Below are 14,206 nucleotides of genomic sequence, written 5' to 3' on the forward strand. Positions count from 1 at the left end.
TCCCCTGTCAGAGTGTGCCGTCCGCCCGACCGACCGATCGTTCGGTTCATCCTCTTCAATGGTGAGACGGCGGCCCGTAGGGTGTCAACCTCTGTGGGCAACCCTGTGGACGCCGGATGATCGGGGCGGGATGGATTCGAACGAGCGCGAGCCTGCGGAAGGAGCACTTCCGCCGGCCGCCGCGGCGGTTCCCGCAGCCCCGTCGCGCGCGCCCGGGCTGGCCGGTCTGTCCGCCCCGTACCGGGTCCTGGCGGCCCTCGCCGCGGCGGCCCTGGGCGTCGGCGCCTGCCTGCACCTGGGGCTGGTCTTCCTGCACGTCGCGCCCTCCAACACCGTCAGCAAGCAGCACGCGCGGCTCGTGGACGGATGGATCTATCCCGAGTTCGAACAGAACTGGAAGCTGTTCGCGCCCAACCCGCTCCAGCAGAACATCGCCGTCGAGGTCCGCGCCCAGGTCCGCACCGCCGACGGCGGCCTCGTCACCCGCGACTGGCGCGACCTGTCCGCCGAGGACGGCGCGGCGATCCGGCACGGCCTGCTGCCGAGCCACACCGAGCAGAACGAGCTCCGCAGGGCCTGGGACTTCTTCACCGGCTCCCACGACGAGGACAACAAGCCCGACGGCGAGCGCGGCGAGCTGTCCGAGCAGTACCTGAAGCGGATCGCCCTCGCCCGGCTGACCGCCGGGACCCCGGCCGTCAAGCCCCCCGAGACGCCCGACGGCGAGCGGATCGTACGGATCCAGCTGCGCTCGGCGACGCGGTCCGTGGCCCCGCCGCCCTGGAGCGAGGAGAAGACCGACACCCAGACGTACTACCGGGAGCTGCCGTGGTGGAACGTGTGACGGGCGCCCTCGCCCGGGCGGCCGCCAAGGCCACCGGGCAGGCGCTGGGCCCGTACCAGAGCGCCGTCGTGCGGATCGGCTTCGCCGCGACCTGGCTGTTCTTCCTGCTGCGGGAGTTCCCCAACCGGCACGAGCTGTACGGGCCCGACGGACCGTGGAGCTGGCAGCTGGCCGAGCGGCTGATCGCCTCGAACCGCGCCTTCACGGTGCTGATGTGGTCGGACTCCGCGCTGTGGTTCGAGACCGTGTACGCGCTCTCCCTGCTCGCGAGCGCGCTGCTGCTGCTGGGCTGGCGGACGCGGGCGACGTCGGTCCTCTTCATGGTCGGGGTGCTGTCGCTCCAGAACCGCAGCGTCTTCATGGGCGACGGCGGGGACAACGTCATCCACCTGATGGCGGTCTACCTGGTGCTGACGCGCTGCGCGCGGGTGTGGTCGCTGGACGCGCGCCGGGCCCGGCTGCGGGGCTCGGCCACGGCCGGGGCGGCGGGGCCCGTGCTGTGGACGGTGCTGGGCGCCCTGTTCGCGTACGGGGCGCTCGCCGGACACCTCGGCGCGCTCTGGCTGACCGCCTTCTCGGTGCTGTGGGCGGGAACGGCGCTGTGGTGGCTGGCCGACCGCCACGAACCGGAGGGCGAGCGGCGGGCGACGCTCGACGTGCTCGCGAACCTGCTGCACAACGCCGGGATGCTGGTGATCGCGGCGGAGGTCTGCCTGATCTACGCGACCGCCGGCTGGTACAAGATCCAGGGCTCGCGGTGGCAGGACGGGACCGCCCTGTACTACCCGCTCCGCCTGGACTACTTCACCCCCTGGCCCTGGCTGTCGGACGTGATGGCGGGCAGCGGGCTGGTGGTGATGCTGCTGACGTACGGGACCGTCGCGGTGCAGGTGGCCTTCCCGTTCGCGCTGTTCAACCGGCGGGTCAAGAACGTTCTGCTGGCGGTGATGATGCTGGAGCACGCCGGGATCGCGGTGCTGCTGGGGCTGCCGTTCTTCTCGCTGGCGATGATCGCCGCCGACGCGGTGTTCCTGCCCACGGGGCTGCTCGTGTGGGCCGGGGCGCGGGTGGCCGGGGCGCGGGCGGCGGCACGGGCGCGGGCCGCACGGGGGACCGGCGCACCGCTGCGCGGAGCCCCGGCCCCGGCTCTGGCCCCGGACCCGTCACCGCTTCCCGGGGTCCCGCCCCGGGCCCCGGTGGCCGCGCCCCGCGGCCCGGCCGGCGGGACCGCGCCCCGGGAGTCCGGCTGAGGCTCCCGCGCCGGGCCCGCGCCGGGCCCGCGCCGGGCCGCTCCCGGCCCCTTCCCGGCGGCTCCGGCGGCGGGCGTCGTAGGGTCGGGGCATGAGTGAGCGGCAGGGTTCCGGTGAGGTCCAGCGGGAGTGGCGCGAGTGCGCCGACCGGGGTGACGTGGTGCTGCTCGACGGGTTCCACGCGCTGAAGCACGCCCTGCGCTTCGGCGCCGAGGTGCTGGCGGTGGTCGCCGACGAGCCCGGCGCCGTACGGGAGCTCGCCGCCGGACTGGCCCCGGACGTGGAACAGGAGGTGGCCCGGCTCGTACGGCGGGCCCCGCTCAAGGAGCTGCTGCCCCGCGTGCACCCCACCGGGGTCGCCGCGCTCGCCGTACGCCCCGGCCGGGAGGCCGGACGGGCCGCGCTGGCGAGGACGCCCCGGCCGGCGCCCATCGTGCTGCTGGACCATCCGCGCAACCTGGGCAACGTCGGCGCGGTGGTCCGCCTCGCCGCCGGCTTCGGGGCCACCGGCGTGGTGACCCGGGGCGACCTGGACCCCTGGCACCCCAACGTGGTCCGCGCCGGGGCCGGGCTGCACTACGCGACCACCGTGGACCGGATGGAGCTGGAGGAGCTGCCCGCCGGGCCGGTGTACGCGCTCGACCCGGAGGGCGAGGACATCCGCGCCCTCACGCTCCCGGACGACGCCCTGCTCGCCTTCGGCTCCGAACGCCACGGCATCTCGCCCGAGCTGCGGGCGCGCGCCGACCACCTGGTCTCACTGCCGATGCGGCCCCAGGTGTCCAGTTACAACCTCGCCACCAGCGTGGCCATGACCCTCTTCCACTGGGGCGGTCCCGCCGCGCGCTGACAGCGGGGCGCCGGGCCGCCGCCGCGCGCTGACAGCGGGGCGCCGGGCCGCCCGCGCACAGGAGGCCCCGCGGGGCCGGCCCGGCGCGGGGCGCGGCACCGCGTACGGGCCCGGCCGGCGGGCGGGCCCGTACACGGTGGCCGGCGGCCGCCATCAGGCCTGGCGGCGGACCTCCACCACGCGGAAGCGGTTGGCGACGAACGCCCCGTCGCACAGCGCGGCATTGGCCGCCGGGTTCCCGCCGGAGCCGTGGAAGTCGGAGAAGGCCGCGGTCTGGTTGACGAAGACCCCGCCGGTCAGGTTCAGCGACAGCTGCGCCGACTCCTCCAGGCAGACCTCCTCCACGGCCCGCTCGGTGTCCGCGGAGGTGGTGTACGCCCCCACGGTCATGGCGCCCTTCTCCCGCACCGTACGGCGCAGCAGGTCGAGGGCGTCCGCGGTGGAGTCCACCGCCACCGCGAAGGAGACCGGGCCGAAGCACTCGGAGAGGTAGGCCGCCTCCGGGTCCGGCTTCCCGGCGTCGAGCTTCACGATCACCGGGGTGCGCACGACCGCGTCGGGGAACTCCGGGTTCGCCACCTCGCGGGAGGACAGCGCGACCTCGCCGAGACCGGCCGCCGCCTCCAGCCGTGCCTTCACGTCCGGGTTCACCAGCGCGCCCAGCAGCGCGTTGGCACGGGCGTCGTCGCCGAGCAGGCCGCCGACCGAGGCGGCGAGGTCGGCCACGACCTCGTCGTACGACTTGTGGCCGGCGTCCGTCGCGATGCCGTCGCGGGGGATCAGCAGGTTCTGCGGGGTGGTGCACATCTGGCCGCTGTACAGCGACAGCGAGAACGCCAGGTTGGACAGCATCCCCTTGTAGTTGTCGGTGGAGTCGACGACGACGGTGTTGACGCCCGCCTTCTCCGTGTAGACCTGGGCCTGACGGGCGTTGGCCTCCAGCCAGTCACCGAACTCGGTCGACCCGGTGTAGTCGATGATCTTGATCTCGGGGCGGACGGCCAGCGTCTTGGCGATGCCCTCGCCCGGCCGCTCAACGGCCAGGGCGACCAGGTTCGGGTCGAAGCCCGCCTCGGCCAGGACCTCGCGGGCGACCTTCACGGTCAGCGCCAGCGGCAGCACGGCGCGCGGGTGCGGCTTGACCAGGACGGCGTTGCCGGTGGCGAGGGAGGCGAACAGGCCCGGGTAGCCGTTCCATGTGGGGAAGGTGTTGCAGCCGATCATCAGCGCGATGCCGCGCGGTACCGCCGTGAAGGTCTTGCCGAGCTCCAGCGGGTCCTTCTTGCCCTGCGGCTTGGACCAGGCGGCCTGCCCGGGAACCCGGGTCTGCTCCTCGTACGCGTACGCCACGGCCTCCAGGCCGCGGTCCTGCGCGTGGGGGCCGCCCGCCTGGAAGGCCATCATGAAGGCCTGGCCGCTGGTGTGCATGACCGCGTGCGCGAACTCGTGCGTCCGCGCGCCGATCCGGGCCAGGATCTCGATGCAGACCAGGGCGCGCGTCTCGGGTCCGGCGTCGCGCCAGGCGCCCATGCCGGCCCGCATCGCGGGCAGCAGCACGTCCGGGTCCACGTGCGGGTACTCCACGCCCAGCTCCGGGCCGAACGGCGAGACCTCGCCGCCCGCCCAGCCGTCGGTGCCGGGCTGCCCGAGGTCGAAGCGGGAGCCGCGGACGGCCTCGAAGGCGGCGAGCCCGTCGGCCGGGGCGCTCTCCCCGTAGGCCTTGGGGTGCTCGGGGTGCGGGGACCAGTAGACGCGGCTGCGGATGGCATCCAGCGCCTGGTCCAGGGTGGTCCGGTGCTTCTCGGTCAGCTGGGGGACGGTGAGCTCGGCGGCCATCAGGGACCAACTCCTCGTTGAGCCGGGCGGGATCAGGCTGGTTCGCAGCACTGGGATCGGGCGGGGGCGGGTGAAGAAGAGCAGACTGGAGTTAGAGTAACCGAACGATCGGTCGGTACAAGAGGGCCCGGCGGGCCTGTGGACAACCGCGTGCGGGAGGATCTGGGCATGACAGCAATCGAGCGCGCTCGCACCGTGGCGGTCATCGGCGCCGGGACCATGGGCCAGGGCATCGCCCAGGTCGCCCTCCTCGCCGGTCATCCCGTACGCCTCTACGACTCCGCGCCCGAGCGGGCCCGCGAGGCCGTCCGGGCCGTGGCCGGCCGGGTCGAGCGGCTGGTCGCCAAGGGCCGGCTGGACCGGGCCGAGGCCGACGGGGCCGTCGGCCGGCTCGATTCCGTCGACGCCCTGACCGGGCTCGCCCCCGCCGCCCTGGTGATCGAGGCGATCGTCGAGGACGTGGCCGTCAAGCGCGAGCTGTTCACGGCCCTCGAAGCGGTGGTTCCGCAGGACGCGCTGCTGGCGACCAACACCTCCTCCCTCTCCGTCACCGAGCTCGCCGCCGGCCTGGCGCACCCCGGGCGCTTCCTCGGCCTGCACTTCTTCAACCCTGCCCCGCTGCTCCCCCTCGTCGAGGTGATCAGCGGCCACGCGACCGACCCGGCCGCCGCCGAGAGCGCGTACCGCACCGTGCTGGGCTGGGGGAAGACGCCTGTCCGCTGCGCCGACACCCCGGGCTTCATCGTCAACCGCATCGCCCGCCCCTTCTACGCCGAGGCGTTCGCGGTGTACGAGGAGCAGGGCGCCGACCCCGCCACCATCGACGCGGTCCTGCGCGAGAGCGGCGGCTTCCGGATGGGCCCCTTCGAGCTGACCGACCTGATCGGGCAGGACGTCAACGAGGCCGTCACCCGTTCCGTCTGGGACTCCTTCTTCCGCAGCCCCAAGTTCACCCCCTCGCTCGCCCAGCGCCGGCTGGTCCAGTCGGGCCGCCTCGGCCGCAAGTCCGGACACGGCTGGTTCCCGTACGCCGGGGACGCGCAGCCGCCCGCTCCGCACACGGCGGGCCCCGAGGAGGCGCCGGAGAAGGTCACCGTCGTCGGCGACCTCGGCCCGGCCGCCGCCCTGGCGGGACTCATGGAGGAGGCCGGGATCTCGGTCACCGCCACCGAGCACGGGGGCCCGTACATCCAGCTGCCGGGCGAGGGCCAGCTGGTGCTCGCGGACGGCAAGACCTCGGTCGAGTTCACCGACGTCGTCTACTTCGACCTCGCGCTGGACTACCGCGACGCGACCCGGATCGCGCTGTCCGCCGGCGAGGACACCACCGGGCGCACCCTCGCCGAGGCGATCGGGCTCTTCCAGAGGCTCGGCAAGGAGGTCTCCGTCATCGGTGACGTCCCCGGCATGATCGTCGCCCGGACCGTCGCGATGCTGATCGACCTCACCGCCGACGCGGTGGCGCGCGGGGTGGCCTCCGCCGAGGACATCGACACCGCGATGCGGCTCGGCGTCAACTACCCGCTGGGCCCCTCCGAGTGGCACGCCCGGCTCGGCCGGGACTGGGCGTACGACCTGCTGCACCACCTCGACGAGCGCTGCCCGGGCGGGCGTTACGCTCCCTCGCTGGCACTGTTCAAGCTGGGCTACGCCGGCGGCGAGGACGAGGACGCGGACGGGGAGGGCACCGCGTGACCACGGCCAGGCGGGACACCTACACCCCGGAGACGCTCCTGTCCGTCGCCGTCCAGGTCTTCAACGAGCGCGGTTACGACGGCACCTCGATGGAGCACCTCTCCAAGGCGGCCGGCATCTCCAAGTCCTCGATCTACCACCACGTCGCGGGCAAGGAGGAGCTGCTCCACCGCGCCGTCAGCCGGGCCCTGGACGGCCTCTTCGCGATCCTGGAGGAGCCGGGCGCCGTACGGGGCCGCGCGGTCACCCGGGTCGAGTACGTCACCCGCCGCACGGTCGAGGTCCTGGTCGCGGAACTGCCGTACGTCACCCTCCTGCTGCGGGTGCGCGGCAACACCCGCACCGAGCGCTGGGCGCTGGAGCGGCGCCGCGAGTTCGACCACCAGGTCGCGGAACTCCTCAAGGCCGCCGCCAACGACGGGGACCTGCGCGCCGACGTGGACATCCGGCTCGCCACCCGTCTGCTGTTCGGGATGGTGAACTCCCTGGTCGAGTGGTACCGCCCGCACCCGGGCACCACCCCCGACCAGCTCGCGGACGCGGTGGTCAGCATGGCCCTGGACGGCCTGCGCACCGCCCCGGCCCCGTAGTACGGCCCGGTGGCACCCCGGCCGCGCGGGTGCGGGGCCGGGGCGCCCGCGCGTCCTGCGTGAGGGCGGGGCCGGTCAGTCCTCGGCCAGGGCCGGGCCGCCGGACGGGCCGGGGTCCAGCAGATCCGTTTCCTCGAACACCAGCAGCGTCCGCGTGGACAGCACCTCCGGGATGGCCTGGAGCCGGGTCAGGACCAGTTCCCGCAGGGTGCGGTTGTCCGGGGTGTGGACCAGCAGCAGGACGTCGAAATCCCCGCTGACCAGCGCGATGTGCGCGGCGCCCGGAAGCTCGCGCAGCTTCTCGCGCACCGTCCGCCAGGAGTTCTGGACGATCTTCAGCGTGATGTAGGCCGAAGCGCCCTGGCCCGCGCGCTCGTGGTTGACCCGGGCCGTGAAGCCGCGGATCACCCCGTCGTCGATCAGCCGGTTGATCCGCGCGTAGGCGTTGGCGCGCGAGACGTGCACCTGCTCGGCCACCGACCGTATCGACGCCCGGCCGTCCGCCTGGAGCAACCGCATGATCGAACGGTCGATGGGGTCCAGGGGGCGGGGCGGGACAGGTGGGCCCGACGGTGCGCCCCCCGGTGGGACCGGTGCGGAACCCGCTCCGGCCATTTGTTCATCCGGCATTGCCCACTGCCTCCCTCTCCTGGACGTCCTGCACCCATCCCAGGGCCCCGCCGCCACTTTGTCCACAGCCTGGAGCCGCCTGTAGCCAAATTGCGCCAACGACCGAACAATCGGTTGGTGAGGCGCCTCACACGTGGCGTCCCCAGCCCGCTTCCCACGAGGAGGTGTACGCCGCCATGACGGTCCAAGAGCTGCCCGGTGCCGGTGCGCCGCACCCGGTCACCCCGCCGCCCGCCTGGAGGCCCCGTATGGAAGCCGCTCCGCTGCTTCCGGACCCCGAGCCCTACCGGGTGCTGGGCACTCCGGCGGCGGAGGGGCTCGACCCCGCCCTGATGCGCCGGTACTACGCCGAGCTGGTGCGGGGACGCCGGTACAACGCGCAGGCCACCGCGCTGACCCGGCAGGGCCGTCTCGCCGTGTACCCCTCCACCGTCGGGCAGGAGGCCGCCGAGATCGCGGCCGCCCTGGTCCTGGAGGAGCAGGACTGGCTCTTCCCGAGCTACCGCGACACCCTCGCCGCCGTGGCGCGCGGACTGGACCCCGTACAGGCGCTGACGCTGCTGCGCGGCGACTGGCACACCGGGTACGACCCCCGCGAGCACCGCATAGCCCCCCTGTGCACCCCCCTCGCCACCCAGCTGCCGCACGCGGTCGGCCTGGCGCACGCCGCGCGGCTGCGCGGTGACGAGGTCGTCGCGCTCGCCATGGTCGGCGACGGCGGCACCAGCGAGGGCGACTTCCACGAGGCGCTGAACTTCGCCGCCGTATGGCAGGCCCCGGTGGTCTTCCTCGTCCAGAACAACGGCTTCGCGATCTCCGTACCGCTCGCCAAGCAGACCGCCGCTCCCACGCTGGCCCACAAGGCCGTGGGCTACGGGATGCCCGGCCGGCTGGTCGACGGCAACGACGCCGCCGCCATGCACGAGGTCCTCACCGAGGCGGTGAAGCGGGCCCGCTCGGGCGGCGGACCGACCCTGATCGAGGCCGTCACCTACCGGATGGAGGCCCACACGAACGCGGACGACGCCACCCGGTACCGCACCGACGCCGAGGTCGAGGCCTGGAAGGCGCACGACCCGGTGGACCTGCTGGAGCGCGAGCTGACCGCGCGCGGGATCCTGGACGCCGAGGGCGTCCAGGAGGCGCGCGACGCGGCCGAGGCGATGGCGGCGGACCTGCGCGAGCGGATGAACGCCGATCCCGTGGTCGACCCGATGGACCTGTTCGCGCACGTCTACGCGGAGCAGACGGGCCGGCTGCGCGAGCAGGCCGCCGTGCTCCGCGCCGAGCTGGAAGCGGAGGGAGAGTGATGACGACCGTTGCCGCGAAGCCCGCGACGATGGCGCAGGCGCTCACCCGTGCCATGCGCGACGCGATGGCCGAGGACCCCACGGTCCACGTGATGGGCGAGGACGTCGGCGCGCTCGGCGGTGTCTTCCGGATCACCGACGGGCTCATGAAGGAGTTCGGCGAGGACCGCGTCACGGACACCCCGCTCGCCGAGGCCGGAATCCTGGGCACCGCCGTCGGCATGGCCATGTACGGGCTGCGGCCGGTCGTGGAGATGCAGTTCGACGCGTTCGCCTACCCGGCCTTCGAGCAGCTCCTCTCGCACGTGGCGAAGATGCGCAACCGCACCCGGGGCAAGATGCCGCTCCCGATCACCATCCGCGTGCCCTACGGCGGCGGGATCGGCGGCGTCGAGCACCACTGCGACTCCTCCGAGGCCTACTACACGGCCACCCCCGGGCTCACCGTCGTGACCCCGGCGACGGTCGAGGACGCGTACGGGCTGCTGCGCGCGTCCATCGCGAGCGACGACCCGGTGGTCTTCCTGGAGCCGAAGCGGCTCTACTGGTCCAAGGCCCAGTGGTCGCCGGAGGCACCCGCGGCCGTCCCGGGCATCGGGCAGGCCCTGGTGCGCCGGGCCGGCACGAGCGCCACCCTGATCACGTACGGTCCCTCGCTGCCGGTCTGCCTGGAGGCGGCCGAGGCGGCCCGCGAGGAGGGCTGGGACCTGGAGGTCGTGGACCTGCGCTCGCTCGTCCCCTTCGACGAGGAGACCGTCGTCGCCTCCGTACGCCGCACCGGGCGCGCGGTGGTGGTCCACGAGGCCGGCGGCTTCGGCGGGCCGGGCGCGGAGATCGCCGCCCGGGTGACGGAGCGCTGCTTCCACCACCTGGAGGCGCCGGTGCTGCGGGTGACGGGCTTCGACATCCCGTACCCGCCGCCGATGCTGGAGAAGTACCACCTGCCCGGCGTGGAGCGGATCCTGGACACCGTGGCCCGCCTGCAGTGGGAGAGCTGATGCCGCAGGTATTCGAGTTCAAGCTGCCCGACCTCGGTGAGGGGCTGACCGAGGCGGAGATCGTGCGCTGGCTGGTGGCCGTGGGCGATGTCGTCGCCATCGACCAGCCGGTCGTCGAGGTCGAGACGGCCAAGGCGATGGTGGAGGTGCCCTGCCCGTACGGCGGCGTGGTCACCGCCCGGTTCGGCGAGGAGGGTGAGGAGCTGCCGGTCGGCGCTCCGCTGATCACCGTGGCGGTGGGTGCGGAGCCGGCGCCCGCCGGGGCCGAGGCCGCGGAAGCGGAGGCCGAGGGCTCCGCCAACGCGCCCCGGCCGCTGATCGGGTACGGCTCCGACCACTCCCGCCCGGCGCGTCGGCGGCGGGTGCGACCCGTCACCGCCGCGGTGTCGGCGCCCGCCGCGGCGCCCGCTCCGGTCGCGCCCGCTCCGGTCGCGGCCGCCCCGGCCCCGGCGGCCGCCCCGGTGGTGTCCGCCGGGCCGGTGCCCGTCATCTCGCCGCTGGTGCGCAAGCTGGCCCGGGACAACGGGGTCGACCTGCGGTCGCTGCGCGGATCGGGGCCGGAGGGCCTGATCCTGCGGGCCGACGTGGAGGCCGCCCTGCGGTCCCCCGAGCCCGTCGCCGTGGCCGCCGTTCCCGCCGCGCCCGTATCGGCGCCGGCGGGGGAGCGGATCCCGCTCAAGGGGCTGCGGGGCGCGGTGGCGGAGAAGCTCTCGCGCAGTCGGCGCGAGATCCCCGAGGCCACGTGCTGGGTCGACGCGGACGCCACCGAGCTGATGGCGGCGCGGGCCGCGATGAACGCCGTGGACGGACCCAGGATCTCGGTGCTGGCGCTGCTGGCCCGGATCTGCACGGCCGGACTCGCCCGGTACCCGGAGCTCAACTCCACGGTGGACCTGGCGGCCAACGAGATCGTCCGGCTCCCGGCCGTGCACCTGGGCTTCGCCGCGCAGACCGAGCGCGGGCTGATGGTCCCGGTGGTCCGGGACGCCCACACGCGCAGCCCGGAGTCCCTGTCGGCGGAGTTCGCCCGGCTGACCGAGCTGGCCCGGGCGGGGAAGCTCGCCCCGTCGGACCTGACCGGCGGGACGTTCACCCTGAACAACTACGGGGTGTTCGGCGTGGACGGCTCCACGCCGATCATCAACCACCCCGAGGCGGCCATGCTCGGTGTGGGCCGGATCATCCCGAAGCCGTGGGTGCACCAGGGCGAGCTGGCCGTCCGTCAGGTCGTGCAGCTGTCCCTGACCTTCGACCATCGGGTCTGCGACGGCGGCACGGCGGGCGGCTTCCTTCGGTACGTGGCCGACTGCGTGGAGAACCCGGCGGTGCTGCTGCGCGGGCTTTAGGCCGACACGGCCTGGGCCGGGCGGGACTCCGACGGCAGGCCCGGGCCGTCGGAGGCCTCCCCGGCCGGGGAGGCTCCCCGGTCAGTGCCGCGCCGGGAGGGCGGGGGCGGTCCAGGCGGTGTGCCGGAGCATCGCGCTGACGCTCGCCCCCGAGGGGGCCAGCCGAAGCGCCGCGTTGCGGGCGGTCACCGCGAGGGGGTGGGCCAGCCGGTGGCCCAGCCGGCCGGCCCGGCGGGCCGCTCGGGCCACCGCCTCGGCGCGCGGCCGCCGCACGGCGTCGTAGCGGGCCAGGGCCGCCTCCACCGTCGGCCCGGCGGCCAGCTCCGCCGCCAGCACCACCGCGTCCTCCAGCGCCTGGCAGGCCCCCTGACCCAGGTTCGGGGTCATCGCGTGCGCGGCGTCCCCGAGCAGCGCCACCCGCCCGACGGCGTACGCGGGCAGTGGGGTCACCAGCTCGTGGACGTCGTGGTGCAGCACGTCCTCGGGTCGGGTCGCCGCCAGCAGCTCCGGCACGGGGCTGTGCCAGCGCCCGAAGCGGTGCCCCAGCGCCGCGAGCGGGTCCGCGTGCCGCAGGCCCGGCGGCGCCGCGAGCACCGCGTGCCATTCGGCACGGCCGTCCGCGAACGCGATGTGCCCGAATTCCGCCCCCGGCCCCCAGGTCAGCGCGAAGTCGCTGTCCGTCCGCACGGGTGCGCCGGTGATGGCGCGCAGCACCGTCGACCCGCTGTAGCGCGGGCCCGGGTGCCCGGGGAAGAGCCGCGCGCGGATGCCGCTGCGCAGCCCGTCGGCGGCCACGACCAGGTCCGCGTCCGGTCGGGCGGGCGTCCCGTCGAGGGTGCCCACTCCCGTCCGCAGGCAGGACGCCGGCAGGGCCTCGCGCAGCAGCCGGTGCAGGGCGGCGCGCGGGAGGCCGGTCATCAGGACGGCCTCCCCGTCCAGCCGGGAGAGCCACCGCCCGTCGGGAGTGCGGGTCCCGCCGGTGTACTGGCGGCGCGCGGCCTTCCGTACGTCCGGGCCGACGCCCAGCGCGTCCAGGGCGCGGATCCCGTTGGCGGCGAGGGAGATCCCGGCCCCCGCGTCGTCGAGCACGGGGGAGCGCTCCAGCACGGTGACGTCCCAGCCCGTGCGGTGCAGTCCGATCGCCGCCGCCAGCCCGCCGATGCCCCCGCCGATGACCAGTGCCGTCCGGCTCATCACACGCCTCTTTTCTACAGCTGTAGAAACCTTGGGCCGCAGCGTACACCCCCGCTTCTACAGCTGTAGAAGCGGGGGTGTACAAAGAGGGGGTGAGCGAAGAACGACGAACCCTCCTGGCCGACGCCGCCATCGAGGTCCTGGCCGAGCTGGGCATGCGCGGGCTGACCCACCGGGCCGTGGACCGGGCCGCCGGGCTGCCGCCGGGCACGACCTCGGCCTACCTGCGCACCCGGGCCGCCCTGCTGACCGCGCTCGTACGCCGCCTCGTGGCCCGGGACCAGGCCGAACTCCAGGCCGCCGGGGAGCGGACCCCGCTCCCCCGCACCCCGGCCGAACTGGCCGACGCCCTCGCCGCGCTGACCACCGCCCGGCTCACCGGCGAAGGGCGCCGGCGGTCCCTGGCCCGCTACGCCTGCGCCCTGGAGAGCGTCCGCGACCCGGAGCTGCGCGAGATCCTCGTCCCCCGCGAGAACGCCGGGCGCGACACCGTACGGGCCTTCCTGGCCTCGTACGGCGTCCCCGACCCGGAGGCCCGCACCCTCACCCTGCTGGCCTGCGTGGACGGCCTGGTCCTCGACCGTCTGCCGACCGGCACCGAGGTCCCCCGCGAGGCCCTGGAGGGGCTCGTCGCCGCAGCCCTGCGCTGAAGCCGCGGCGCGGCGTGGCGTCAGACCGTCAGCAGCAGCTTGCCCACGTGGGTGCCGGCCTCCATGACCCGGTGGGCCTCGGCCGCCTCGGCGATCGGGTACGCCGCGTGGACCACCGGGCGGACCCGGCCGGCGGCGATCAGGGGCCACACGTGCTCCCCCACGGCCGCCATGATGGCCGCCTTCTCCTCCAGCGGGCGGGTGCGCAGCGTGGTCGCCGTGATCGCCGCCCGCTTGGCCAGCAGGGTGCGCAGGTCCAGCTCCGCCTTCACCCCGCCCTGGAGGCCGATCACCGCGAGCCGACCGTTCACGGCCAGTGCGTCCAGGTTCCGCGCGAGGTACTTGGCGCCGATGATGTCCAGGATCACGTCCGCCCCGGCCCCGCCGGTCGCGGCCCGCAGCTCCTCCACGAAGTCCTGCTCGCGGTAGTCGATCAGGATGTCCGCGCCCAGTTCCGCGCAGCGAGCCAGTTTCCGCTCGCCGCCCGCCGTCACCGCCACCCGCGCGCCGACGGCCTTGCCCAGCTGGACGGCCATGGTGCCGATCCCGCTGGAGCCGCCGTGCACCAGCAGGGTCTCGCCCGGGCGCAGCCCGGCCACCATGAAGACGTTGGACCAGACCGTCGCGACGACCTCCGGCAGCGCGGCCGCGGTCACCAGGTCGACCCCCTTCGGCACCGGCAGCAGCTGCCCCGCCGGGACGACCACCCGCTCGGCGTACCCGCCGCCGGACAGCAGCGCGCACACCTCGTCACCCACCGCCCAGCCGGAGACGCCCGGCCCGAGTGCGGCGACGCGCCCGGAGCACTCCAGGCCGGGATGGACGGAGGCGCCCGGCGGGGGGTCGTAGAAGCCCTGCCGCTGCAGGACGTCGGCGCGGTTCACGGCGCTCGCCGCGACCTCGACGAGCACCTCCCCCTCGCCCGCCACCGGATCGGGTACTTCGGCCCAGACCAGGGCCTCGGGGCCGCCGGGCCGTTCGATCGTGATCGCATGCATGGCGCGGAATCTACC

13 protein-coding genes are annotated in these 14,206 nt (G+C 74.5%); 9 read left to right on the top strand and 4 right to left on the bottom strand.

The features are described 5' to 3' along the window. The first annotated feature begins 130 nt into the window (after positions 1-130). From ACZ4WZ_RS05765 to ACZ4WZ_RS05775, 3 genes are all read left to right on the top strand, one after another. The gene (locus ACZ4WZ_RS05765; RefSeq protein ID WP_467885501.1) at positions 131-844 is read left to right on the top strand and encodes a DUF5819 family protein; all 714 of its coding nucleotides are present in this window, start codon (positions 131-133) and stop codon (positions 842-844) included. After that, a complete protein-coding gene (locus tag ACZ4WZ_RS05770) occupies positions 829-2,094 on the top strand; it encodes an HTTM domain-containing protein (protein WP_467885503.1) in 1,266 nt (421 codons plus the stop codon). The genes ACZ4WZ_RS05765 and ACZ4WZ_RS05770 overlap by 16 nt, the downstream gene beginning before the upstream one ends. 91 nt (positions 2,095-2,185) lie before the next feature. Further along, positions 2,186-2,944, top strand: a complete 759-nt coding sequence (locus tag ACZ4WZ_RS05775) for a TrmH family RNA methyltransferase (RefSeq protein ID WP_467885506.1) — start codon at positions 2,186-2,188, stop codon at positions 2,942-2,944. Between the two features lie 153 nt (positions 2,945-3,097). Here ACZ4WZ_RS05775 and paaN read toward each other — a convergent pair whose 3' ends face one another. Next, the gene (gene paaN / locus ACZ4WZ_RS05780) at positions 3,098-4,780 is read right to left on the bottom strand and encodes a phenylacetic acid degradation protein PaaN (protein ID WP_467885509.1); all 1,683 of its coding nucleotides are present in this window, start codon (positions 4,778-4,780) and stop codon (positions 3,098-3,100) included. Positions 4,781-4,948: 168 nt separating this feature from the next. Here paaN and ACZ4WZ_RS05785 point away from each other — a divergent pair, with 168 nt between their 5' ends. Together ACZ4WZ_RS05785 and ACZ4WZ_RS05790 are read left to right on the top strand one after the other, a co-directional pair. Next, positions 4,949-6,475 carry a 3-hydroxyacyl-CoA dehydrogenase gene (locus ACZ4WZ_RS05785; protein WP_467885512.1) on the top strand — a complete coding sequence of 509 codons (1,527 nt, stop codon included), beginning with the start codon at positions 4,949-4,951 and terminating at the stop codon, positions 6,473-6,475. Further along, positions 6,472-7,065, top strand: coding sequence for a TetR/AcrR family transcriptional regulator (locus ACZ4WZ_RS05790; protein ID WP_467885515.1), 594 nt, complete (start codon positions 6,472-6,474; stop codon positions 7,063-7,065). The genes ACZ4WZ_RS05785 and ACZ4WZ_RS05790 overlap by 4 nt, the downstream gene beginning before the upstream one ends. Before the next feature lie 75 nt (positions 7,066-7,140). On the opposite strand, the gene ACZ4WZ_RS05795 is transcribed toward ACZ4WZ_RS05790, so the two are convergent. Next, positions 7,141-7,695, bottom strand: a complete 555-nt coding sequence (locus tag ACZ4WZ_RS05795; protein WP_386381869.1) for an Lrp/AsnC family transcriptional regulator — start codon at positions 7,693-7,695, stop codon at positions 7,141-7,143. Between the two features lie 176 nt (positions 7,696-7,871). Between ACZ4WZ_RS05795 and pdhA the strand changes: the two genes are divergently transcribed. Genes pdhA through ACZ4WZ_RS05810 form a run of 3 tightly spaced genes read left to right on the top strand, consistent with a single transcriptional unit; the run spans position 7,872 to position 11,349 of the window. Further along, complete coding sequence (gene pdhA, locus ACZ4WZ_RS05800; protein WP_467885517.1) at positions 7,872-9,005, top strand: pyruvate dehydrogenase (acetyl-transferring) E1 component subunit alpha; 1,134 nt, start codon at positions 7,872-7,874, stop codon at positions 9,003-9,005. Then, the gene (locus ACZ4WZ_RS05805; RefSeq protein ID WP_467885519.1) at positions 9,005-10,003 is read left to right on the top strand and encodes an alpha-ketoacid dehydrogenase subunit beta; all 999 of its coding nucleotides are present in this window, start codon (positions 9,005-9,007) and stop codon (positions 10,001-10,003) included. Before pdhA ends, ACZ4WZ_RS05805 begins: the two co-directional genes overlap by 1 nt. Further along, the gene (locus ACZ4WZ_RS05810) at positions 10,003-11,349 is read left to right on the top strand and encodes a dihydrolipoamide acetyltransferase family protein (RefSeq protein ID WP_467885522.1); all 1,347 of its coding nucleotides are present in this window, start codon (positions 10,003-10,005) and stop codon (positions 11,347-11,349) included. The genes ACZ4WZ_RS05805 and ACZ4WZ_RS05810 overlap by 1 nt, the downstream gene beginning before the upstream one ends. Positions 11,350-11,430: 81 nt before the next feature. Here the strand turns inward: ACZ4WZ_RS05810 and ACZ4WZ_RS05815 are convergent, their stop codons facing one another. Continuing rightward, complete coding sequence (locus tag ACZ4WZ_RS05815; protein WP_467885525.1) at positions 11,431-12,543, bottom strand: FAD-dependent monooxygenase; 1,113 nt, start codon at positions 12,541-12,543, stop codon at positions 11,431-11,433. A gap of 92 nt (positions 12,544-12,635) precedes the next feature. Here ACZ4WZ_RS05815 and ACZ4WZ_RS05820 point away from each other — a divergent pair, with 92 nt between their 5' ends. Next, positions 12,636-13,193 (top strand): TetR/AcrR family transcriptional regulator, encoded by a 558-nt coding sequence (locus ACZ4WZ_RS05820; RefSeq protein ID WP_467885527.1) that lies wholly within the window; start codon positions 12,636-12,638, stop codon positions 13,191-13,193. 20 nt (positions 13,194-13,213) lie between these two features. On the opposite strand, the gene ACZ4WZ_RS05825 is transcribed toward ACZ4WZ_RS05820, so the two are convergent. Beyond that, positions 13,214-14,191, bottom strand: a complete 978-nt coding sequence (locus ACZ4WZ_RS05825; protein WP_467885530.1) for an NAD(P)H-quinone oxidoreductase — start codon at positions 14,189-14,191, stop codon at positions 13,214-13,216. Between the last annotated feature and the right edge of the window lie 15 nt (positions 14,192-14,206).

This window comes from Streptomyces sp. NPDC029122 (assembly GCF_055569445.1).